The organism is Streptomyces vilmorinianum, from assembly GCF_005517195.1.
In the GTDB taxonomy this organism is placed as follows: Bacteria; Actinomycetota; Actinomycetes; order Streptomycetales; family Streptomycetaceae; genus Streptomyces; species Streptomyces vilmorinianum.
Map to the genome: position 1 here is coordinate 528,211 of NZ_CP040244.1, position 22,852 is coordinate 551,062.

18 protein-coding genes are annotated in these 22,852 nt (G+C 72.1%); 8 read left to right on the plus strand and 10 right to left on the minus strand.

Features of this window, described 5'->3' with window-relative positions; genetic code table 11:
• Nucleotide 1: 1 nt before the first annotated feature.
• Nucleotides 2-3,067 (minus strand): NACHT domain-containing protein, encoded by a 3,066-nt coding sequence (locus FDM97_RS02635; RefSeq protein ID WP_137988652.1) that lies wholly within the window; start codon nt 3,065-3,067, stop codon nt 2-4.
• A 489-nt stretch (nt 3,068-3,556) separates the two neighbouring features.
• Between FDM97_RS02635 and FDM97_RS02640 the strand changes: the two genes are divergently transcribed.
• Entirely contained in the window at nt 3,557-4,288 is a 732-nt protein-coding gene (locus FDM97_RS02640; protein ID WP_137988653.1) for a M23 family metallopeptidase, read from the plus strand.
• A gap of 76 nt (nt 4,289-4,364) precedes the next feature.
• Here the strand turns inward: FDM97_RS02640 and FDM97_RS02645 are convergent, their stop codons facing one another.
• Nucleotides 4,365-4,922 carry a TetR/AcrR family transcriptional regulator gene (locus FDM97_RS02645; protein WP_137988654.1) on the minus strand — a complete coding sequence of 186 codons (558 nt, stop codon included), beginning with the start codon at nt 4,920-4,922 and terminating at the stop codon, nt 4,365-4,367.
• A gap of 120 nt (nt 4,923-5,042) precedes the next feature.
• Here FDM97_RS02645 and FDM97_RS02650 point away from each other — a divergent pair, with 120 nt between their 5' ends.
• Nucleotides 5,043-6,614, plus strand: coding sequence for an MDR family MFS transporter (locus tag FDM97_RS02650; protein WP_137988655.1), 1,572 nt, complete (start codon nt 5,043-5,045; stop codon nt 6,612-6,614).
• Between the two features lie 82 nt (nt 6,615-6,696).
• Here the strand turns inward: FDM97_RS02650 and cseC are convergent, their stop codons facing one another.
• The 5 genes from cseC to FDM97_RS02675 all read right to left on the minus strand — a co-directional run bounded on the left by cseC (nt 6,697) and on the right by FDM97_RS02675 (nt 11,276).
• Nucleotides 6,697-8,013, minus strand: coding sequence for a two-component system sensor histidine kinase CseC (cseC, locus tag FDM97_RS02655; protein ID WP_137988656.1), 1,317 nt, complete (start codon nt 8,011-8,013; stop codon nt 6,697-6,699).
• A 115-nt stretch (nt 8,014-8,128) separates the two neighbouring features.
• The gene (cseB, locus tag FDM97_RS02660) at nt 8,129-8,833 is read right to left on the minus strand and encodes a two-component system response regulator CseB (RefSeq protein ID WP_137988657.1); all 705 of its coding nucleotides are present in this window, start codon (nt 8,831-8,833) and stop codon (nt 8,129-8,131) included.
• A 65-nt stretch (nt 8,834-8,898) separates the two neighbouring features.
• Nucleotides 8,899-9,606, minus strand: a complete 708-nt coding sequence (locus FDM97_RS02665; RefSeq protein WP_137988658.1) for a hypothetical protein — start codon at nt 9,604-9,606, stop codon at nt 8,899-8,901.
• Nucleotides 9,594-10,160 carry a SigE family RNA polymerase sigma factor gene (locus FDM97_RS02670; protein WP_137988659.1) on the minus strand — a complete coding sequence of 189 codons (567 nt, stop codon included), beginning with the start codon at nt 10,158-10,160 and terminating at the stop codon, nt 9,594-9,596. Before FDM97_RS02670 ends, FDM97_RS02665 begins: the two co-directional genes overlap by 13 nt.
• Nucleotides 10,161-10,352: 192 nt before the next feature.
• On the minus strand, nt 10,353-11,276 hold the full coding sequence (locus FDM97_RS02675; protein ID WP_137988660.1) for an HhH-GPD family protein: 924 nt from the start codon (nt 11,274-11,276) through the stop codon (nt 10,353-10,355).
• Nucleotides 11,277-11,563: 287 nt separating this feature from the next.
• Here FDM97_RS02675 and FDM97_RS02680 point away from each other — a divergent pair, with 287 nt between their 5' ends.
• On the plus strand, nt 11,564-12,391 hold the full coding sequence (locus FDM97_RS02680) for a hypothetical protein (RefSeq protein WP_137988661.1): 828 nt from the start codon (nt 11,564-11,566) through the stop codon (nt 12,389-12,391).
• 113 nt (nt 12,392-12,504) lie between these two features.
• Here the strand turns inward: FDM97_RS02680 and disA are convergent, their stop codons facing one another.
• The gene (gene disA / locus FDM97_RS02685; RefSeq protein ID WP_137988662.1) at nt 12,505-13,656 is read right to left on the minus strand and encodes a DNA integrity scanning diadenylate cyclase DisA; all 1,152 of its coding nucleotides are present in this window, start codon (nt 13,654-13,656) and stop codon (nt 12,505-12,507) included.
• Nucleotides 13,657-13,921: 265 nt separating this feature from the next.
• Nucleotides 13,922-15,325, minus strand: coding sequence for a DNA repair protein RadA (radA, locus tag FDM97_RS02690; RefSeq protein WP_137988663.1), 1,404 nt, complete (start codon nt 15,323-15,325; stop codon nt 13,922-13,924).
• Nucleotides 15,326-15,510: 185 nt separating this feature from the next.
• Between radA and FDM97_RS02695 the strand changes: the two genes are divergently transcribed.
• On the plus strand, nt 15,511-17,238 hold the full coding sequence (locus tag FDM97_RS02695) for a BACON domain-containing protein (RefSeq protein ID WP_137988664.1): 1,728 nt from the start codon (nt 15,511-15,513) through the stop codon (nt 17,236-17,238).
• A 117-nt stretch (nt 17,239-17,355) separates the two neighbouring features.
• Here FDM97_RS02695 and FDM97_RS02700 read toward each other — a convergent pair whose 3' ends face one another.
• Nucleotides 17,356-18,204 (minus strand): hypothetical protein, encoded by an 849-nt coding sequence (locus tag FDM97_RS02700; protein WP_137988665.1) that lies wholly within the window; start codon nt 18,202-18,204, stop codon nt 17,356-17,358.
• A 40-nt stretch (nt 18,205-18,244) separates the two neighbouring features.
• On the opposite strand from FDM97_RS02700, the gene FDM97_RS02705 reads away from it, so the two are divergent.
• From FDM97_RS02705 to ilvD, 4 genes are all read left to right on the plus strand, one after another.
• On the plus strand, nt 18,245-19,177 hold the full coding sequence (locus FDM97_RS02705) for a Ppx/GppA family phosphatase (protein WP_137988666.1): 933 nt from the start codon (nt 18,245-18,247) through the stop codon (nt 19,175-19,177).
• Between the two features lie 195 nt (nt 19,178-19,372).
• Nucleotides 19,373-20,206 carry a sugar phosphate isomerase/epimerase family protein gene (locus FDM97_RS02710; protein ID WP_137988667.1) on the plus strand — a complete coding sequence of 278 codons (834 nt, stop codon included), beginning with the start codon at nt 19,373-19,375 and terminating at the stop codon, nt 20,204-20,206.
• Entirely contained in the window at nt 20,203-20,814 is a 612-nt protein-coding gene (locus tag FDM97_RS02715) for a TetR/AcrR family transcriptional regulator (protein WP_137988668.1), read from the plus strand. Before FDM97_RS02710 ends, FDM97_RS02715 begins: the two co-directional genes overlap by 4 nt.
• Nucleotides 20,815-20,939: 125 nt before the next feature.
• Nucleotides 20,940-22,793 carry a dihydroxy-acid dehydratase gene (ilvD, locus tag FDM97_RS02720; RefSeq protein ID WP_137988669.1) on the plus strand — a complete coding sequence of 618 codons (1,854 nt, stop codon included), beginning with the start codon at nt 20,940-20,942 and terminating at the stop codon, nt 22,791-22,793.
• Nucleotides 22,794-22,852: the final 59 nt, after the last annotated feature.

A 22,852-nucleotide genomic window follows, 5' to 3' on the forward strand; every position in this document is an offset into this window, starting at 1 on the left:
CTCATGTGAGGACTTGGACGGTGGGGGGGAGGTGTTCGGTGCCGGTGACGTCGGCGCCCGGGATGCTGACGCGTGCGAGGTGTTCCAGGCTTGCCAGGGCCGCGAGATCGTGGGTGTGACTGTGGTGGATGCCGGTGACGACGAGCCTGTGCAGACCGGGGAAGGTCCGGGCCATCAGCGCGAAGGGCGGGACGAGGCGCTCGGCGCGCAGGTGCAGTGACCGGACCCGGGGCAGTCGGATCGTGTCGGGGCAGCTGCGGAGTGTGGACGCGTCCATGAGCAGGCGCTGCATGCGCTCCAGCATGCGGAGCCCGCTCCACTCCTGCTCGCTCAGCGCGTCGAACCCGTAGAAGCTGAGCACAGCCAGTTCCTTCAGGGCGGTCAGGGAGCCGAGCCCTTCCCGGGGGCGGGAGGCCATGTGGAGAGCCCGCAGCCGATTCTCGACGGGCACGGATTCCAGGGACCAGGACACGTCCGCCGCCACGCTCAGGCTACCCGCCGTCGCGAGGACGGGGCCCAGCGCCGCCATCCCGTGGTCGGAGAGGCCCACGCGGAGGTCGAGGAACTCGGGGCGGAGCCCCAAGCGGACCAGTTCGTGGACCTGTGCGTCGGAACTGAGGGTGAAGTCGAGGCCGTCCGGATCGAGCTGGGCGATGATCTCCTCCGCGTACGACCGGGTGTCGAACCGGGACCATGCCCACATCAGCTGGGAGCGGATGCCCAGGTCGTCATGGCGGGCGAATCGCGCCAGGTACGGCAGCGCGGCGTCGTCCGTGATGTGGGAGGCGGTGGTCACGACCATGAGCGCCTCTTCGTCGTGGCGAAGGCCGGGGCCACCCGTCAGGCCGTCCGGGCCCGGCAACAGGTCCAGTACCGCCCTTCCCACCGAGGCCAGCTCTCGCGCCTCCTCCGCGTCGCGGGGCGGAATCACCTCCGCCGTCCGCGCAAGGATCCGCTCCCGGATCTCCGGCGACACCTCCGTCGCCTCCTCCAGGGCCGTCGCCGCCACCACCAGGATCCGCAGCTGCGTACGGCGGTCCGGCGCGGCGTCCGCCCGCTTCAGCAACTCGTCGAAGATCTCGGCGCACTCGCGTGGCCGCGCGTGGCCGACCGCCATGCGGATGACGTCCTCCCACTGGTCGTCGGCCGCGTGGGCGACGAGGACGCCGATGTGCCAGTCGTCGACGAGGGCCTTCGCCGCCAGGTAGTCCTGGAAGGTGCGGTGCACGAAGTCGACCGTGTCCGCGGTCGGTTCGCGCAGCAGGCCGCTGCGGTGGAGCAGGTGGGTGAAGACCGCCCCGGGGTCGTACGCCGCCGCCTCCGTGATCGCCGGCACGGCCGACCGTACGACCGACTCGGCGTGCGAACGGTCCATCTGCGTGCGGCCGTTGAGCGTGAGCCAGTACGCGAGGCGCTGGATCAACCGGATCTGCGGGGCCTCGCCGAGCTCGATCCCGTACGGGGTGCCCATGTCCCGCTCGCGGTCCCGGCGGGAGAGGAGCATCGACAGGGCGGCGTCGTACAGCGGCTTCCGGCCGCGCGGCAGGAAGCCGCGCCTGCTGCGGTGCAGGGCGCAGATCAGACCGCACATCAGGGGGTTGGTGGCGAGCTGGGCGACGTCCGCGGTGGTGCGCAGGGCGTCGAGGAGGGGCTGCTCGTACGGGGCGGCCCCGGGGCCCGCGGCCTGGTGCCAGCGCCGGACGAAGGTGGTGACCTCGGCGGCGGACATGGGGGAGAGGGTGAGTTCGGTGAAGCCGTCGGAGGAGAGCCAGTCGTCGCGTACGGCGGTGGGGCGGGAGGTCACCAGCCAGCGGTTCCCGCCTTGCGCGTCGTACGTGTCGTACGTGTCGAGGAGGTCGCGGAGCCAGCGGCGGGCGCGGTCGCGCTCGGCCTCGGGGATCTCGTCGATACCGTCGACGAGGATCAGGCCGCGCCCGGCGGCGAGGACCCGGTCCGCCCAGCCCTCGGGCGCGGTGAGCGGACAGCCGACGGCGGAGAGGAAGCGCTCGGGGGCGGGGAGCCGCTCGCCGTGGCGGGTGAGGGTGCGGAGGGGGAGGACGAAGGGGATCCGGTCGCGCAGGTACGCCATGCTCGCGTCCTGGCCCTGGCCCTGGCCCTGGCCGTCCTGGTTCTCGTGCTCGGCCGCCGCCGAGATCGTCAGCCACTGCACGAGCGTGGTCTTGCCGGAGCCGGCGATCCCGCGGAGCAGCACCTTGTCGTGCCGGGCGAGGACCTGGTCGGCGCGGCCGCCCAGCAGGTCGTCGCGGTGGAAGGCCGTCCTCCGGCCGGAGCCGAGGTCGAGCCATTCGGTGGCCTGGATCGCGGCGGCCTGTTCCGCGAACCATGAGTCCGTCGCCTCCAGCGACAGGTACGCCACGTCCAGCGGCCACTTCTCCGGCGCGTCGCGCAGGTCCACCCCGTAGATCGTCAGGCTGCCGTGCTTCTTCGCCAGATACGCCAGGTACCGCCGCTCGAAGGCCGCGTCCCGGGGGTCACCCCCGTCCACCCTGGGCGTGCGTCGGATCAGCTCGTCGACCTTGGCGATCAGCTCCGCCTGGCCGCGGGTCTGCTCGACCAGCGTGCGGGCCACGAAGGTCGAGCGCTGGGTGAAGAAGTTCAGGATGTGCAGGCAGGCCCATTCGACGAGCGAGTCGAGGAAGAGGGCGGAGTCCGTCGACAGGCCGTCGGGCGCCGGGGCGGCGGCGCGCAGGTGGCGGGCCAGGTCGCGGTGGCCGAGGCGGACGGCCTGGACGTCGTCCATGTCGAGGTCGCCGAGGGCGACGAGCGTGGCCGCCAGGGTGTCGGTGAGCGCCTCGGTCTCGTCGGCGGGGAAGGGCGGCTCGCCGGGGTCGGTCAGAGAGCGTTCGACGAGGGTGGCGGCCAGTTTGCGGACGTCCTTGTCCGTCAGGGTGCGCTGTTCGCCGCGGAAGGAGACGAGCCGGGAGAGTCGCACGGGCTTGCGGTCGCCGGTGAGACCGGCGCCTGGGCCGTCCTTGACCAGCAGTTTCCGTAACAGCGGGCCGATCGCCGCCGACGCGAGCCGGGTACCGATGAGCGCTGGTTCCACGTACGTCCCCCGAAGCAAAACGTGTCCTGCAAGCCGTCCGTCAGCGTAGTCGGGGACGGGAATCGGCGGGGCTCGGTTGCGTGACCCAGGTCCCATTCGGGGTGGGTGCGCCGTGACAAGGCGCACAGGCGTTTCGGGGCGTACTAACCGGAATAGTGTCGGCGTTTGGTGGCGATTCGGGACGTTCAGGGCTCAACCGCCGGGGCTTTGGTCCCTAGGGGGCCCGAACCGTACGAGAAGCGGCCTGTCGGTCCGATCCGGGCGGGTCCGACGTGCGGATAAACCGATTCTCTTGTGGCGCTTTGTCCGTTTTCGGGGAGGGGTGTCCGGGCTCGTCAAGGCCTGAGCGCCTCAGGAGATCGCTACGACGTGATGTCGTAGATGGGGTGTTTTACCCCGGATGGGGGTCCGGGTTACCAAGGAACAGCACCAAGCAGCCCGGCGCGCCGCTCGCGTCGGGTCCCGTTCTGTCCGGAGGTTTTCCCCCGTATGTCGAAGCGCGTCATGAACCCCGCCGCCCGTGTCACCGCCGTTGCTCTCGCCGCCGCGGGTCTGGGAGCGTCGCTGGTGGCCGGAGCAGGGTCCGCCTTCGCCGCCGAGGGCAAGGCCGCCCCCATCGCACTCGGCGCGGCGACCACCACGTCCGCCGCCGTCTCCGCGCAGGCGACCGCCCTGAAGCAGGCCGCCCTGGAGCAGGCCGCCGTGAAGGCCGCCGCCGCGAAGCAGGCCGCCGCGAAGGCCGCTGCCGTGAAGGCTGCCGCCGCCAAGGCCGCCGCCGCGAAGCAGGCCGCCGCGAAGAAGCCCTCCTGGGTCAAGCCGGTCACCAAGTACACCCTGACCGCCAGCTACAACCAGGGCGGCGCCATGTGGACGAACAAGCACTCCGGCCAGGACTTCGCCGTTCCGGTCGGCACCGCGGTCAAGGCCGCCGGCGCCGGTACGGTCGTGAAGGCCGGCCCGAATGGCGGCGGTGACGGCCCGGCGTACGGCAACGCGATCGTCGTCAAGCACGCCAACGGCAAGTACTCGCAGTACGCCCACCTGTCGAAGATCAAGGTCTCCGTCGGCCAGAAGGTCGCCGCGGGCCAGACCATCGCGCTGTCCGGCAACACCGGAAACTCCTCCGGCCCGCACCTGCACTTCGAGATCCGTACGACCCCGAACTACGGCTCCTCGCTCAACCCGGCCGCGTTCCTGCGCACGATGGGCGTCTCCATCTGACCGGATGACCCGCTGACCCGCTGACCCGCTGACCCGCTGACCCGCTGACCCGGGGGCCCGGGGACCGGGGAACGCTTCACCGCGCGCTGTGCGCCTGGGTGAGCAGATCGAGGGCGACCTCGAGGACGGCTTCACGCTTCTCCTCGGCGTCGCCCTCGACGTTGTCCATGAAGAACATCCCCGCGTGCAGGGTGAAGATCGCGCTCACGCAGCGCACTCGGTCGAGCACGGCGAAGTCCGGCTCCTGGATCAGGTCGCTCAGTTCGAGCATCCGCTCCTTGAAGGTCAGGCCGATGCTCAGCTCGCGGACGGCCGCCTGGTTCTCCTGCATGAAGCGGAACAGCGGGGCCGCGCTGACCAGGGATTCCTGGTAGCGGCGCAGGATCTCCTCCCTGACCTCCAGCGTGCGCGGCTGCTCCCGCGCCCATGCGATCAGCTCGTCCACGGGCCGGGTGAGGTCCTGGAAGATGCCGATGATGATGTCTTCCTTGGTCTTGAAGTGGTAGTACAGCGCGGCCTTGGTGACGTCGAGGTGCTCGGCGATCTCGCGCAGCGAGGTCTTCTCGTAACCCTGTGCCGCGAAGAGTTCGAGGGCCACGTCCTGGATGCGCTGCCGGGTGTTGCCTCTGGCCATGGTCCGCTCCCACACACTCTTACTTACTTGACGACCGGCTAGTTACGGGTCTACCGTCCCCAGTCTAGTAACTAGCCGGGCGGCAAGTAAGCGCCCGAGGGGCTTGTGGGGAGCGGAAGCATGACGACGACACCGGAACCGAAGACAGCCGAGGGGGCGGAGCGCCCGCGCAGCGTCCGCGTCGTGCTCCTCGCCCTGATGATCGCGATGCTCCTCGCGATGCTGGACAACATGATCATCGGCACCGCCATGCCGACGATCGTCGGCGAGCTCGGCGGCATGGAGCACCTCTCCTGGGTCGTCACCGCCTACACCCTGGCCACCGCCGCCTCCACCCCCATCTGGGGCAAGCTCGGCGACATGTTCGGCCGCAAGGGCGTCTTCCTCACCTCGATCGTGATCTTCCTGATCGGCTCCGCGCTCAGCGGCATGGCCCAGGACATGGGCCAGCTCATCGGCTTCCGTGCCGTCCAGGGCCTCGGCGCCGGCGGTCTGATGGTCGGCGTGATGGCGATCATCGGCGACCTGATCCCGCCCCGTGAGCGGGGCAAGTACCAGGGCATGATGGCCGGCGTGATGGCCCTCGCCATGATCGGCGGACCGCTGGTCGGCGGCACCATCACCGACCACTGGGGCTGGCGCTGGTCGTTCTACATCAACCTCCCGCTGGGCGCCGTCGCCCTCGCGATGGTCACCGCCGTCCTCCACCTGCCCAGGAAGGAGCGGGTCGCCGGCACCCGGATCGACTTCCTCGGCGCCGGGCTGCTGACCGTCGGCATCACCGCGATCGTCCTGGTCACCACCTGGGGCGGTACGGAGTACGCCTGGGGCTCCGCGACCATCGTCGGCCTCTCGGTCGCCGGTGTCGCCGCGCTCGCCGCGTTCCTCCGGGCCGAGACCCGCGCGAGCGACCCGGTCGTGCCGCTGCACATCTTCCGCAGCCGCAACTTCACCCTCATGTCGGTGATCGGCTTCCTCACCGGCTTCGTGATGTTCGGCGCGGTCCTCTTCCTGCCGCTCTTCCAGCAGTCCGTGCAGGGCGCCTCGGCCACCAACTCCGGTCTGCTCCTCCTGCCGATGCTGCTGGCGATGATGGTCGTCTCGCTGGTCTCCGGCCGGATCACGACCAGCAGCGGCAAGTACAAGATCTTCCCGATCATCGGTACGGCGCTGATGGTGATCGGCCTGTTCCTGCTCGCCCAGATGGACACCGGCACCTCCCGCCTCACCTCCGGGATCTACATGGCGGTGCTCGGCGCCGGCATGGGCTTCCTGATGCAGATCACGATGCTCGTCGCGCAGAACAGCGTCGAGATGAAGGACATGGGCGTCGCCTCCTCCGCGACCACCCTGTTCCGTACCCTCGGCTCCTCCTTCGGCGTCGCGATCATGGGCGCGCTCTTCACGAGCCGCGTCCAGGACGAGATGGCGGCGCGCGGCGGCTCCGAGCTCACCCAGCAGTCCGCCCAGCTCGACGCCGCCTCCCTGGCGAAGCTGCCGGCCGCGCTGCGCGAGGCGTACCAGCACGCGGTGGCCTCCGGCACCCACTCCGCCTTCCTGGTGGGCTCGGCGGTCGCCGTCATCGGCTTCGTCCTCGCCTTCCTGGTCAAGGAGGTCGCCCTGCGCGGGGCCGGACCGGCGCCGAAGCCGGCGGCGACGGACGGGGAGCCGAAGGTCGCCGAGACCGTCTGATCCCCTGCCGTACGCGGCCGTACGCGAAAGGCCCCGGCACACCAGGTGTGCCGGGGCCTTCCGCGTACGCGCCGTACGGGTGTCAGTCCGCGAACTTGATCATCGGGAAGCTGCCGGTGTTCGTCGGGGCGTGGTCCGGGAGCCAGAGCACCGCGATCGCGCCGCCCGCCCCCTCCGGGGTGCCCTCGGGCGCCGCGTTACGGAAGGTCAGCCGGGCCCCGAGGACCCGCGCCTGGCCCGCCGCGATCGTCAGGCCGAGCCCGTGGCCCTGCCCCGCCCGGTCGCTCGCTCCCGTACGGAACCGGCTCGGGCCCTCGCGGAGCAGCGCCTCGGGGAAGCCGGGGCCGTGGTCCCGGACGCGTACCACCCGGCCCTCGACCGTGACCTCGACGGGCGGCTTGCCGTACCTCGCCGCGTTCGCCAGGAGGTTGCCCAGGATCCGCTCCAGGCGCCTCGGGTCGGTGTTCACCCACGACTCGTGGACGACGCGCACGACCGCCTCCGGGTCGAGCGCCCGTACCCGCCGCTCGACGAACTCGCCGAGCGCGACCTCCTGGAGCTCGGCCCGCTCCGACGCGCTGTCGAGCCGGGCGACCTCGAGCACGTCCTCGACCAGGGTCCGCATGGCCTGCGCCCGGTCCCGTACGAGCTCGCTCGGGCGCCCCGGCGGCAGCAGCTCCGCCGCCGTGAGCAGGCCGGTCACCGGGGTGCGCAGCTCGTGCGCGATGTCGGCGGTGACCCGGCGCTCGGCCTCGATCCGTTCCTGCAGGGCGTCGGTCAGGGCGTCCACCGCGCGGGCCAGCTCGTCGGTCTCGTCGCGTACGACTCCGCCGATCGCGTCCCGTACCCGTACCTCCGTATTGCCCTGCGCGACCCTGCCGGCCGCCGCGGCGGCCTTCCGCAGCCGGCGCGAGAGCTGGCCGCCGATCAGCACGCCGAGCGCGCAGCCGCCGAAGACCACCGACACGGAGCCGATGATCAGGGCCCGGTCGAGATCCTTCATGATCGTCGCGCTGCGGTCGGCGAACGGGATGTGCAGGGACAGCACGTCCCCGTTGGCGAGCGGCACGGCCGCCCAGACATCGGGCGGGCCGCCGTGGCGGTGCTCCTGCACGAACGTGCCGCGCCGCTTGTCCTGCATGAGCTGGTCCAGCTGCGGCGGCAACATCGGGTCGTTGATCTTGGTGCCGAAGCGGGGCTCCTTCGGCTTGGAGCTCTCGTACAGCCGCTGGGCGAAGAGGAGCCGCTCCATCTGCACCTCGCGCGCGTTGTCCAGCATCGAGACGCGCGCCGAGTTGTGCACGACGAGGCTGAGGGTGACCGCGATGAGCGCGCCGACGGCCGCGATGGCGACGGCGATCTTCCAGCGGACTCCCGTGCGGAGGGCGAGCGGCTTCACCTGCTGACCTGCTTCATCGTGTGACGGGTGTGATGGGCGTGACGGGCGTGACGGGCGTGAAGGTCATGACCGGCGGGACGATTGCGACCGGTGGGACGGGTGACGGGACGGGCGGTCATCCCCTGAGCTTGTAACCGAAGCCGCGGACCGTCTCGATCCGGTCCTGGCCGATCTTGGTGCGCAGCCGCTGGACGTGGACGTCCACCACTCGGGTGTCGCCGCCCCAGCCGTAGTCCCAGACCCGCTCCAGGAGCTTGTCCCGCGACAGGACCGTGCCCGGCGCGGAGGAGAACTCCAGCAGCAGCCGCATCTCCGTCGGGGTCAGCGCGACCGGCGCACCGCCCCGGCGGACCTCCATGCCGTCGGTGTCGATCTCCAGGTCGCCGAAGACCAGCACCCCGCCCCCGGGGCCCTCCTCCTGCCCGGCCTCGCCGGCCGCCGCCCCGCTCGCGTGTCCGAAGCGGCGCAGCACCGCACGGATGCGGGCCATGAGCACCGCGCCGTCGAAGGGCTTGGTGACGTAGTCGTCGGCCCCGGCCTCCAGGCCCAGGACGACGTCGATGGAGTCGGCGCGCGCGGACAGCATGATCACGGGCACGGTCGACTCGTCGCGGATCCGGCGGCAGAGACTGACGCCGTCCATCCCCGGCAGCATCACGTCGAGCAGCGCGATGTCGGGCCGGTCCGCCCGGAACGCCTCCAGACCGGCCAGCCCGTCGGGCACGGCGGTCACCGCGAAGCCGTCCCGCTCCAGTGCGAGCTGGGTGGCCTCGCGGATGACGTCGTCGTCCTCGACGAACAGCACATGGGTCTCGGCCATCGCGCGCCCTTCCTCGATCCTTCTCGTTTACGGCTCGTCGTTTACCGCTCGTCGGCTGCCGCTCGTCAGTTGCCGTTCGACTCGGCGGGTGCGGGGCCGTCGATGCCTCCGTCGCCGACCGCGGTGCTGTACTCGTTGTGCACCCAGTCGTGCTGGGTGAACTTGTTCCCCGCCCAGCGGTACGTGATCACGTCCTCGCCGGAGGGATACGCGACCGGGTCCCCCTTGGCGTACACCTGCTTGGTCACGACCAGGTCGCCCCGGTCGATCGTGGCGTAGGCCGCCGCGTCCTCGACCATGAACACGTTCTTGTACTCGCCGCTCTCCTCGCGATACACGTACGTGCCGATGCCGACGGCATCGCCGCAGGTCATCACGTTGACGACGACATCGGGCGAGGCCGAGCCGGTCAGGTTCCCGTACGAGGTGTCCACCGGGTACGCGTCCGCGACACAGGGCTTCAGATCGGACTTGAAACGCTCGCCGATCTTCGGGTCGGCCTTGATGAGCGCGACGGGGTCGACCCGCTTGGCGTTCATCAGGTCCCCGGAGGGCGAGGCGGAGGGGGGCGGGGCCGCCGAGGCCGCTCCCTCGTCGGCGCGGGCCGCGCCCTCGTCCCGTGACCCCGTGCCGCCGGTCGAGCACGCGGTCAGGAGCATGCCGGAGGCGACGAGCACGGTCGTTGCCGTGAGACTCGCCGCCCCAAGGGTCCGGCGGCGCGGGCCGCCGGGCCCGTCGTCGCCGCCGTCGTGTCTGGCGCCTAGGCCGCGCACCGGTCCTGCCCCCGTTCGTGACGTCGTACGGTCGAGCGCTCCAGAGCACGGGTGTCGTGGTCGACGCCTCGGCTCTCCAGTTCCTGACGCAGTCGGGCCAGTGCGCGGTGGAGCGTGGACTTCACCGTACCGGTCGACATACCGAGCGCGGCCGCGGTCTCCTCCGTACTCATCTGCTCCCAGTGCCGCAGGACGACCACACTGCGCTGCTTCGGGGCGAGCACCTTGAGGATGTCCATGAGCAGCGCCCGGTCGGCGTGCTGCTCGGTGGCGTCGTCGACGGACGCGTCGGGCAGCTGCTCGGTGGGAACCTCGTCGAGCTTGCGGGCGCGCCACCACTCGGTGCGTGTGTTGATCATGACCCGGCGGAGGTACGCGTCGGCGAGCGACTTGTCGGCGATGCCGTCCCAGCGGCCGTACGTCCGCACCAGAGCCGTCTGCAGCAGGTCCTGCGCGTCGACGGGGTCGGGCACAAGACGGCGTGCGCTGCGCAGCAGCGCGTCCTGCCGAGTGCGTACGTAATCCTCGAAGTCGAGCACCTCGCCGTGCGACATCCGAACCGCCTCCGATCCCCGTGACCAGCATGTTTCCCGTGTACGTCGAAGACGCTACGGAGCTGTTGTCACGGGGTTGTCCGTGGCAGCCGTCGGCGGACGCACGGCTGTCCATCGGTTGTGTAACAACGGGGGCGGGAGAGGTTTGAACCGCGGATTCCGCAGAAATGCGAGAGGGAGATGCCTCAGGCCTCAGGAAAGGGGCAGGCGGTAGAAGCCGCCCTCCAGGGGCTCCACGAGGCCGTCGGCGACCAGGCCGTCCAGCGCACGGGCCCGCTGCACCGGTTCGTCCCAGACCGCGTCCAGGGCGGACTGCGGCACCGCGCCCTCCGCCTCCCGGAGCACGGCGAGCAGCCGGCCGCGCACCTGCCGGTCCGTACCCGCGTACGTCTGGCCGCGCCGTGGCGGCCCGTCGTGCGCCGGCTTCCCCGAGAGCCGCCAGACACAGCGGTCCGCGATCGGGCACCGCCCGCAGTCCTCGTTCTTCGCCGTGCACACCAGCGCGCCCAGCTCCATGGAGGCGGCCGCCCAGCGGGCCGCCGTCCCCTCGTCCTGCGGCAGGAGCTCCCGCGCGAGCCGGCGCTCGGCGGCGGTCGTGGCGTTCGGCGGGTACTGGACGCCGGTGGCCGCCCGGGCGAACACCCGGCGCACATTGGTGTCGAGGACCGCGTGCCGCTGCCCGTACGCGAACGAGGCCACCGCCGCCGCCGTGTACTCCCCGATCCCGGGCAGCGCGAGCAGCTGTCCGTGCTCGCTCGGCACGTCACCGCCGTGCCGCTCCGTTATGGCCACGGCCGCCGCGTGCAGCCGCAGCGCGCGCCGCGGGTAGCCCAGCCGGCCCCAGGCGCGCACCGCGTCGCCGGGCGCGTCGGCCGCCAGATCCGCCGGGCGAGGCCAGCGCGCGAGCCACTGCTCGTACACCGGAAGGACCCGTACGACCGGGGTCTGCTGGAGCATGAACTCGCTGACCATCACGCCCCACGCCCCCGCCTCGGGACGGCGCCAGGGCAGGTCGCGGGCGTGCCGGTCGAACCAGGCGAGGACGGGCCCGTGCAGCTCGGCGGGGGCCGGTGCGGGGGCGTCGAACACGGGAGTGGGTGCATCGGTGGAAGTCATGGCACCCCGATCCTGGCACGTTCAGCGCGCGCCGTGGCGCACGCCCTCGGGGCGCGCGGAGGCGTGTGGGCGCGGCCCGCGCCCCGCGCACCACACCACCACGCCGGTCCGGCTCGTCCTGGCCGTCTCCACCAGCGCCCGGACGGGCCGTACCGCCGCCTTCACCGAGTCGAAGGACCACGACGACCCCCTACGAAAGTGGGGTGGATGTGATCATCGGCAAAGTTTGATGCCTGGGGCGGCGGGTGGGGCGGGAGTTGGCGCCGATCTCTCGTAAGGTTCGTGCCGTGGGATCACTGCGCAATCCGGTCGGGCCGCTTCCCTCCTCCATCTACTGGCGACGGAGGGCGGTCGCGCTGTGCCTGATCGCACTTCTCGCGCTGATCGCCCTCTGGGCCGTCACCTCCGGTGGCAGCGGCGGAAAGAAGCCGAACGACGCGGCCAACGGCTCTTCTCCCGCGCCCTCGATCACCCCGGGACCCTCCGGTACCGGCCCCGCGATCACCCAACAGCCTGGCGGCCGCGACGAGTCGGGCGACTCCGGTGAGACCTCCGGCGGCGAGGGCGAAGGCAACGGCGGCGGCAGCGGCGGTACGGACGCGGGCGCGGACGCCGGCACCGAGGGCGCGGGCAAGAACGGCGACACGGACGGCGGGGGCGGCGACGGCGGCGCGGCGGCGGGTGCCGGACAGCAGGTTCCGGCCAATTCTCCGCTGCCGAACTGCGCGCCCGGAGCGCTGCAGTTGACGCTCCGCAGCGCCAAGATCTCGTACGCGCCAGGGGAGAAGCCCCGCTTCCAGCTGGTCGTCAAGAACACCTCGGCCGGCGACTGCAAGGCCGATTTCGGCCCCAAGAACGCCGTCCTGACGGTCAGTGACGCCAAGGACGACGAGGTCTGGTCCTCCGAGGACTGCCCGCGCACGGCCACCGGCGTCATGCTCCGCATCCCGGCGCGCTCGACGATCACGCACACCGTGGAGTGGGACCGCGCACGCAGCGCCCCGCAGTGCGCCACCGTCCCGGCGGGCCCGGTGGGACCGGGGACCTACCTGGTGGAGGCGGCGATGCCGGGTGTGAAGGTGCTTCCGGCCTCGTTCACGCTGGCCAAGGACTGACCGGACTGGCCGGACTGACCGACGGTACGCGCGACGCGGCTACGGAGAAGGGGCGGTACGGGAACTCCCGTACCGCCCCTTCTCCGTGCGTGCGCGTACTCCCGCATCCACACCTACACGTACCGCTCCAGGATCGAGGACTCCGCGAGCCGGGACAGGCCCTCGCGGACGCTGCGCGCCCGGGCCTCGCCGACCCCGTCGACGGTCTGGAGGTCGTCGACGCTGGCCGCGAGCAGCTTCTGCAGGCCGCCGAAGTGCTCGACGAGCCGCTCGATGATCGCGCCGGGCAGCCGCGGGACCTTGGCGAGGAGCCGGTAGCCGCGCGGCGAGACCGCGGAGTCGAGGGTCTCGGGGGAGCCGCTGTAGCCCAGGGCCCGGGCCACTATGGGCAGTTCGAGGAGCTCGGCGTGGGTGAGCGCGTCGAGCTCGGTGAGCGCCTCGGCGACCGTGCGGGAGCGCTGGGGGCCCCTCCCAGAGGCAGCTCTGGGGGACGTCGGCTCGGGCACGTAGTCCCGGATGACGAGCTCGCGCTCGGGCTCCACGCCCGCGATCAGCTCGTCGAGCTGGAGCGAGAGCAGCCGGCCGTCGGTGCCGAGCTCGACGACGTACTCGGCGATCTCGGTGGCGATCCGGCGGACCATCTCCAGTCGCTGGGCGACGGCCGTGACGTCCCGGACGGTCACCAGGTCCTCGATCTCCAGGGCGGAGAGCGTGCCGGCGACCTCGTCGAGGCGGAGCTTGTAGCGCTCCAGGGTCGCGAGCGCCTGGTTGGCGCGGGAGAGGATCGCGGCCGACTCCTCCAGGACGCGGCGCTCGCCGTTCACGTAGATGGCGATCAGCCGCATCGACTGGGAGACGGAGACCACGGGGAAGTTGCACTGCTTGGAGACCCGGTCCGCGGTGCGGTGGCGGGTGCCGGTCTCCTCGGTGTGGATGGAGGCGTCCGGAACGAGCTGGACACCCGCCCGGTGGATCTTGGAAATGTCCTTGTCGAGGACGAGCCCGCCGTCGAGCTTGCACAGCTCACGCAGCCGTGTCGCGGTGAACTCCACGTCCAGCACGAAACCGCCGGTGCACATCGAGTCCACCGTCTTGTCCATGCCGAGCACGATCAGACCACCGGTGTTGCCCCGCAGAACGCGCTCGAGGCCGTCGCGCAGTGCGGTGCCCGGAGCGACCGCGCTGAGAGCCGCGCGCATCAGTGCTTCGTTGCCGGAGCCCGCGCCGGACTTTCCGGGAGCTGCTGCCCCGTCCTTGGCTGCCACTGCACTCCTCCGGCTCGTACGGATGGGCGAGACCAGGGCAAAGTCTAGCGACACCGCCCCGCGGCCCTCCGCCGCGCGCCGGAGCGCTCCCCCGCGATGCCCCTCGCAAGAGCCTCCCCGACGCCCCGCGGCACCCGCCCCGGGCGCCGCGCGCCACCCCTCCCGGGCTCCCCTGTCACCCCTCCCGGGGCGACTCCTGCCACCCCCCGGGGCCGCCCGCACCACCCCTCCCGCGCCGCCCGCGCTATCCGTCCCGGGCCCCGCGCTATCCGTCCCCGTCCCGTGGGGCAGCGGCCCGCCGGCTCCTCGGCAGCACACGGAGCGCGTCGCCCATGTCCGCCACCTCCGTCACCTTCATGCCCGCCGGGACCTTGCCCGGGTCGGTCGGGACGAGGGCGTGGGTGAAGCCCAGGCGGTGCGCCTCGGCCAGGCGGCGCTGGACGCCCGTGACCCGGCGGACCTCGCCCGCGAGCCCGACCTCGCCGATCGCGACCAGGTTCTTCGGCAGCGGGGTGTCGCTGGCGGCGGAGGCCAGCGCGAGCGCGATCGCGAGGTCGGCGGCCGGCTCGGAGAGCTTCACCCCGCCCACCGTCGCCGAGTAGATGTCCCGCTTGCCGAGCGCGGTGATCCGGCCGCGCTGCTCCAGGACGGCCAGCATCATCGAGACCCGGGAGGTCTCCAGGCCCGAGGTGGTCCGCCGCGGCGAGGGGATCTGGGAGTCGACCGTCAGCGCCTGCACCTCGGCCACGAGCGGCCGGCGGCCCTCCAGGGTCACCGTCAGGCAGGTCCCCGGGACGGCCACGTCACGCCGGGTCAGGAACAGCCCGGACGGGTCGGCCAGACCCGTGATCCCCTCGTCGTGCAGCTCGAAGCAGCCGACCTCGTCCGTCGCCCCGTACCGGTTCTTCACGCCGCGGACCAGCCGCAGGCGCGCGTGCCGGTCGCCCTCGAAACTCAGCACCACGTCGACCAGGTGCTCCAGGAGCCTGGGGCCCGCGATGGCCCCGTCCTTGGTGACATGGCCGACCAGAAGCGTGGACATGCCCCGCTCCTTGGATGCCCGGATCAGGGCGCCGGCGACCTCGCGCACCTGGGCCATGCCGCCCGGCGCCCCGTCGATCTCCGGGGAGGCGACGGTCTGCACCGAGTCCATGACCAGCAGCGAGGGCTTCACGGCGTCGAGGTGTCCGAGGACGGCGGACAGGTCGGTCTCGGCGGCCAGGTACAGATGCTCGCTGAGCGCGTTGATCCGGTCGGCCCGCAGCCGGACCTGGCTCGCGGACTCCTCACCCGTGACGTACAGCGTGCGGTGCTCGTCGCTCGCGGCCTTCGCGGCGACGTCGAGCAGCAGCGTGGACTTGCCGACACCGGGCTCTCCCGCGAGCAGCACGACCGCGCCGGGCACCAGACCCCCGCCCAGGACCCGGTCCAGCTCGTCGACGCCGGTGGAGCGCGCGGTGGCCTGGCGGCCGTCGACCTGGCCGATGGGGAGCGCGGCGGTGGAGACCCGGCCCGCGGCGGTCGTACGGACGGCGGGCGCGCCGTACTCCTCGACCGTCCCCCAGGCCTGGCACTCGGGGCAACGGCCGAGCCATTTGGCGGTCGTCCAGCCGCACTCGGTGCAGCGGTAGGACGGCCTGTCCTTGGCGGATTTCGTACGGGCAGCCATGCGGCACACCGTAGCCGCCCCCTCTGACAGCGGGCGGTGCGGCGGGTTCGGAGGCGGGAGGCGGCCGGGCCGGCGGCAGCGGAATGGCACCTTCCTGTCCCCTTTTGAGGGATACCTTCACCCGTACGGATTAAAAGTGTTCAAGCGGTACGAAGAGTCAGCCCTCTCCTGCCTACGGTCGCCCAGTGATGAGCAGCAGGCTGGAACCCCCCACCCACACCACCGGCGCACACCGGGCGCACCGGCGGGCGGCCGAAGGGCCCCGCACGCTCGGCCAGCACCCGCCCGCCCGCTACGAGGCGTATCTGGACGGCCTGTTCACCTACTGCCTCTCCGTACTCTGCGACCACGACGCCGCGACCGCCGTCCTCGGCGACGTCCTCGCCATCGCCGAGCGCCAGCACGGCCGCTGCCCGTCCGACGAGGACGGGCGCAGGGCCTGGCTCTACGCGCTGGCCCGCTGGGCCTGTCTGCGCAGCCTCGGCGAGCAGCGCCGCAGGCGGCAGGGCGCGCACACCGGCCGCCCCGCCGTCGCGGAGCCCGAGCCTCCCCGGGTCTCCGAGGAGGTCGCCGTGCGCCGCCGCGCCGAACTGGCCCAGCTGGCCTGGCCGGAGGCCGCCGGCACCACCCCGGAGCAGCGCGAGGCCCTGGAGCTCGCCGTCCGCCACGGCCTCGGCCACCGCGCGGTCGCCGCCGTGCTCTCCCTCGAACCCCTCGCCGCCCGGGAGCTGCTGTCCTCGGCCGCCTGCGAGGTCGAGCGGACCAGGGCCGCGCTCGCGGTCGTCGAGACCGGGAACTGCCCCACCGTCGCCCGGCTCACCGGCGACCACCAGGTGCTGCTCTCCGCGGCCCTGCGCGCCGAGCTCGTCCGCCATGTCGACGACTGCCCGCGCTGCCGCCGGGCCGCCGAGCGGGCGGGCGCGGGCGGCCCGTGGCCCGGAGCGACGGCGGTCTCCCCGGCCAGGCTCCCGCTGGTCGAGGCGCCCCGGGCGGCCGCGTACGTGGCGATGCTCCACGTCCCACGCGCGCGTGCGGGTTCCCCGCGCTTCGGGCCGGCCGGATTCCCGCTGGACCCCAAGGACCACGCCGCCCGGCGCGACCGGATGCGGGCCCGCGCGGTGACCACGACGGTTGTGGCCGCCGTGGTCGCGGCCCCGGTGCTCGCCCTGTGGGCCTCGTACCGCGGCGGGCCGATGACGGGGGAGGGCCGGGAGGACACTCCGGTCACCGCACACGAGGTGGACGAACCGGGGTCCCTCGACGGCTCGCCGCACGACCGCTACGAGAACGCGGGCAACGCCCGCACCACCCCCGACTCGCGCTTCACCCAGGGCAGCCGGTCCCCTGACGTCTCGGTCGAGGTGATCAGCCCCGGCGGGCCGGCGGGACCGACCCTGCCCGGAGAGTCGGGGCCCGGCCGGATCACGGTCTCCGCGTGGGGCGACGGGGACACGACCCTGCTCACCCTCACCGCGTCCGGCGGCTCGCCCGTCGACTGGTCGCTGTGGACGGACGCGCCCTGGCTGTACGTGAGCCAGGCCTCCGGCACCCTGCGGCCGGGCGAGTCGGTGACGGTCCGCATCTCCGTGGACCACGCGCGCGAGCCGGCCGGCTCCTGGTCGGCGCGGGTCGGGGTGAACCCCTCGGGCGCCGTCGTACGGATCGACGGCCGCGGGGCGACGACCCCGCCGCCCCCGACGTCGGAGCAGCCCCCTCCGACGAGCGAACCACCCCCCGCCACCACCGAACCGACGACGCCCCCGCCGGCGACCGAGGAGCCGCCGCCGACCACCGAGCCGACGACACCGCCGCCCACGACGACGGAGCCGACGCCCGAACCCACGGCGAGCGAGCCGACGCAGTCGACGGACCCGGGAACCCCGAGCGGATCGGATTCCCCGCCGGCGTCCTAGATCGGGTTCTGGATATCGGATCCGATGGATTGGATCCGATACGCCGGATCCAATATCAGGTCAGGTCAGGTCAGGTCAGGTCTCAGGTCAGGTCAGGTCAGGACCGGTCGGGTCCGGCTACCGCGTCGCCGGGTCCGCCGGGTGCGGAGCCACGAGCGGCAGCTGGGAGGCCAGCCGCGCCTCGCACAGCTCGACCAGCACGTCGTACGCCGCCTTGCCCATCAGCTCCGTCAGCTCGGGCCGGTACGTCACGTACACCGGCTCTCCCGCCCCGTGCGCGGACGTCGCCGACGTGCACCACCAGTGCAGGTCGTGCCCGCCGGGGCCCCAGCCGCGCCGGTCGTACTCGCCGATCGACACCTGCAGGATCTTGGTGTCGTCGGGCCGTTCGATCCAGTCGTACGTCCGGCGCACCGGAAGCTGCCAGCAGACGTCCGGCTTGGTCTCCAGCGGCTCCTTGCCCTCCTTGAGGGCCAGGATGTGCAGCGAGCAGCCGGCGCCGCCCGCGAACCCGGGCCGGTTCTGGAAGATGCAGGACCCCTCCCAGCGGCGGGTCTGCCGGTCGCCGTCCTCGTCGAGCTGGACCCAGCCCGTCTCCGTGCCGACGTCGTGGAACTGCCACAGGTCCGGGGTGAGCCGGTCCACGTAGGAGGCGACCCGCTTCTCGTCGTCCTCGTCGGAGAAGTGGGCGCCCAGCGTGCAGCAGCCGTCGTCGGCGCGCCCCGCCTGGATGCCCTGGCAGCCGCTGCCGAAGATGCAGGTCCAGCGCGAGGTGAGCCAGGTCAGGTCGCAGCGGAAGACCTGCTCGTCGTCGGCCGGGTCGGGGAACTCGACCCAGGCGCGCGGAAAGTCCAGGCCCTTCTCGTCCGGTTCGACCGGGCGCAGAGCCTTGTCCTGCTTCTTCGAACTCCTGGCACCCTTGGCGCCACTGTCTTTGTCCGGCTTCGCCTTTTTCGTCTTTGGCACACGCCAAGCGTATGCGCGCGGGAGCAGTAGCGTTCCGTCCATGAGACTCGGAGTCCTCGACGTCGGTTCGAACACAGTGCATCTGCTGGTGGTGGACGCCCACCCCGGCGCCCGCCCGCTGCCCGCGCACTCGCACAAGCGGGAGCTGCGGCTGGCCGAGCTGCTCGACGAGCGGGGCGCCATCGCCTCCGCCGGCGTCGAGCGGCTCATCGGAACCGTCCTCGACGCTCTGCAGGCGGCCGAGGACAAGGGCTGCGAGGAGGTGCTGCCGTTCGCGACCTCGGCGGTGCGCGAGGCGACGAACGCCGACGCGGTCCTGGCCATGGTGAAGGCCGAGACCGGCGTCGACCTCCAGGTCCTGACCGGCGAGGAGGAGGCCCGGCTCACCTTCCTGGCGGCCCGCCGCTGGTTCGGCTGGTCCGCCGGCAAGTTGTTCCTCCTCGACATCGGCGGCGGCTCGCTGGAGATCGCGTACGGGATCGACGAGGAGCCGGACACGGCGGTCTCGCTGCCGCTCGGCGCGGGACGGCTGACGTCCGGCTGGCTGCCGGGCGACCCGGCCGACGCGGCGGACGTACGGGCCCTGCGTCGCCATGTACGCGCCCAGATCGCCCGTACGGTCGGAGAGTTCAGCCGCTTCGGCAAGCCCGACCATGTCGTGGCCACGTCCAAGACCTTCAAGCAGCTCGCCCGGATCGCCGGGGCGCCGGGCTCCGGGGACGGCCTCTACGTCCAGCGGAACCTGACCCGCACGTCCCTTGAGGAGTGGGTCCCCAAGCTCGCCGTCATGACGGCCGAACAGCGCGCCGGCCTCCCCGGCGTCTCCGAGGGCCGCGCGCCCCAGCTGCTCGCGGGCGCGCTGGTGGCCGAGGGGGCGATGGACCTCTTCGGCGTCGACGAACTGGAGATCTGCCCCTGGGCGCTGCGCGAGGGCGTGATCCTGCGCCGCCTGGACCACCTGCCGGAGGAGTAGCGGCCCCTCCCGTGGCCACCCAGCTCCCCGCCGTGGCCACCCAGCCCCCCCGCCGTGACCACCCAGGCCCCCTGCCGATGCCGCCCAGGCCCCCCGTCGATGCGGCCCAGGCCCCCCGTCGAGGTCACCCCGGTCCGCCCCGGGGTGACCGGAACCACCTCCCCGGCCCCCGCGCCGCCCCGTACCCTGTCCTTCGTGGCAGAACCAGTGGTGCGCATCCCGGATGCGAAGGTCGCCCTGTCGACGGCCTCGGTCTATCCGGAGTCGACGGCGACGGCCTTCGAGATCGCCGCGCGCCTCGGGTACGACGGCGTCGAGATCATGGTGTGGACAGATCCGGTCAGCCAGGACATCGAGGCCCTGCGCCGCCTCTCGGACTACCACCAGGTCCCGATCCTCGCCGTCCACGCGCCCTGCCTGCTCATCACCCAGCGCGTCTGGTCCACGGACCCCTGGGTCAAGCTCCAGCGCGCCCAGGCGGCCGCCGAGAAGCTCGGCGCCTCCACGGTCGTCGTGCACCCGCCGTTCCGCTGGCAGCGCCAGTACGCCCGCGACTTCGTCAACGGCATCTGGCGGATGGCCGACGAGACGGACGTACGGTTCGCCGTCGAGAACATGTACCCCTGGCGGTACAAGGACCGCGAGATGCTCGCGTACGCCCCCGAGTGGGACGTCACCAAGGACGACTACCGCCACTTCACCCTCGACCTCTCGCACACGGCGACGGCCCGCACCGACACCCTCGCGATGATCGACCGCATGGGCGACCGCCTCGGCCACGTCCATCTCGCCGACGGCAAGGGCTCCGCCAAGGACGAGCACCTGGTGCCGGGCCGCGGCACGCAGCCCTGCGCCGAGCTCCTGGAGCGGCTCGCGCTGACCGGCTTCGACGGTCATGTCGTCATCGAGGTCAACACCCGGCGCGCGATGTCAGCCGCCGAACGCGAGGCCGACCTCGCGGAGGCCCTCGCCTTCACCCGGCTCCACCTCGCGTCCGCGAGCAAGCGCTCCAGGGTGCCCCGCTCATGACCGAACCGGCCCCGCGCCGGCGCGGCCGCCCGTCCCGTACCCCCGAGGACAGCGGACCGGGCGCCCGCGAGCGGATCCTGGACGCGGCCCGCGCGCAGTTCGCCGAGCGCGGCTACGACAAGACGTCCGTCCGCGGCATCGCCAAGGCCGCCGACGTCGACCCGGCGCTCGTGCACCACTACTTCGGTACGAAGGACGAGGTCTTCGCCGCCGCGATCGAGGTCTCCTTCGAGCCCGCGACCGTCGTCCCGGCGATCATCGGCGGCCCGCGCGACGCCATCGGCGAACGGCTCGCGCGCTTCTTCATCGGTGTCTGGGAGAACCCCGCCACCCGCGCCCCGCTCCTCGCGATCATCCGCTCGGCGCTGACCCACGAGGCGGCCGCCAAGGTGCTGCGCGGCTTCGTGCTGCGCCGTCTGCTGGAGCGGATCGCGGGCGACCTGGATGTACCGGACCCGAAGTTCCGCGCGGAGCTCGCCGCCTCCCACATGATCGGGATCGCGATCCTGCGGTACATCATCCAGGTCGAGCCGCTCGCGTCGGCCGACCCGGAGGAGATCATCGCCCTGGTGGCCCCGACCCTCCAGCGGTACCTGACCGAGGCCTGAGGAGCCCTCGCACGAGCCTGACCGAAGACTGAACAGCGAGTCCGGCATACGGACACGGCGTCCAGATCTTGGTCCATCGGCGTACGCTCGACAGCAAGCACACCCATCACGAGGAGCGAGCGACGATGCCCGAGCTGAGGTCCCGCACTGTCACCCACGGCCGCAACATGGCGGGCGCACGCGCCCTTATGCGCGCCTCCGGTGTACCCGGCGCGGACATCGGCCGGAAGCCGATCATCGCCGTCGCCAACTCCTTCACCGAGTTCGTCCCCGGCCACACCCACCTCCAGCCGGTCGGCCGGATCGTCTCCGAGGCCATCACGGCCGCCGGGGGCATCCCGCGCGAGTTCAACACCATCGCCGTCGACGACGGCATCGCGATGGGCCACGGCGGCATGCTGTACTCGCTCCCCTCCCGCGACCTGATCGCGGACAGCGTGGAGTACATGGTCGAGGCGCACTGCGCCGACGCCCTGATCTGCATCTCCAACTGCGACAAGATCACCCCCGGCATGCTGATGGCGGCCCTGCGCCTCAACATCCCGACGGTCTTCGTCTCCGGCGGCCCGATGGAGTCCGGCAAGGCGACGCTGGTCGACGGCACGGTCCGTACGCTCGACCTGGTCGACGCGATCTCCGACGCCGTGAACGACAAGGTCTCGGACGAGGACATCCTCCGCATCGAGGAGAACGCCTGCCCGACCTGCGGGTCGTGTTCCGGCATGTTCACCGCCAACTCGATGAACTGCCTGACCGAGGCCATCGGCCTCTCCCTCCCCGGCAACGGTTCGGTCCTCGCCACCCACACCGCCCGCAAGGCGCTGTACGAGAACGCGGCCCGCACGGTCGTCGACATCACCCGTCGCCACTACGACGAGGACGACGACTCGGTCCTGCCGCGCTCGATCGCGACCCGCGCGGCCTTCGAGAACGCCATGGCCCTGGACATCGCCATGGGCGGCTCGACCAACACGATCCTGCACCTGCTGGCCGCCGCCCAGGAGGCCGAGCTGGACTACGGCCTGGCCGACATGGACGCGATCTCGCGCCGCGTGCCGTGCCTGGCCAAGGTCGCGCCGAACGTGGCGCCGGGCGGTACGTACTACATGGAGGACGTCCACCGGGCCGGTGGCATCCCCGCCATCCTCGGCGAGCTGTACCGCGCCGGGCTCCTCAACGAGGACGTCCACACCGTCCACTCCCGCTCCATCAAGGAGTGGCTGGAGGCCTGGGACGTGCGCGGCGGCTCCCCGTCGCCGGAGGCCGTCGAGCTGTGGCACGCGGCGCCCGGCTGCGTCCGCTCCGCGACCGCCTTCTCGCAGTCCGAGCGCTGGGAGTCCCTGGACACGGACGCGGCCGGCGGCTGCATCCGCGACGCGGCCCACGCGTACTCCAAGGACGGCGGGCTCGCGGTCCTGCGCGGCAACCTGGCGGTCGACGGCTGTGTCGTGAAGACGGCCGGCGTCGACGAGTCGATCTGGACCTTCGAGGGCCCGGCCGTCGTCTGCGAGTCGCAGGAGGAGGCCGTCGAGAAGATCCTCAACAAGCAGGTCAAGGACGGCGACGTGGTCGTCATCCGCTACGAGGGCCCGCGCGGCGGCCCGGGCATGCAGGAGATGCTCTACCCGACCTCCTTCCTCAAGGGCCGGGGCCTGGGCAAGACCTGCGCGCTGGTGACGGACGGCCGCTTCTCTGGCGGTACGTCGGGTCTGTCGATCGGCCACGCCTCGCCGGAGGCGGCCTCGGGCGGCACGATCGCGTTCGTCGAGGACGGCGACCGGATCCGTATCGACATCCCGAGCCGCTCGATTGAGCTCCTCGTCGACGACGCCACCCTGGCGGCCCGCCGTGAGGCGCTGGGCGGTGTCTACGCCCCGAAGAACCGCGAGCGCAAGGTCTCGGCGGCGCTGCGGGCGTACGCGGCGATGGCGACGAGCGCGGACAAGGGCGCGGTGCGCGACGTGACGAAGCTGGGCTGACGCGACACACGCGAAACGGGGAGTGAGGCCACGGCCTCACTCCCCGTTTCGCATGCCTC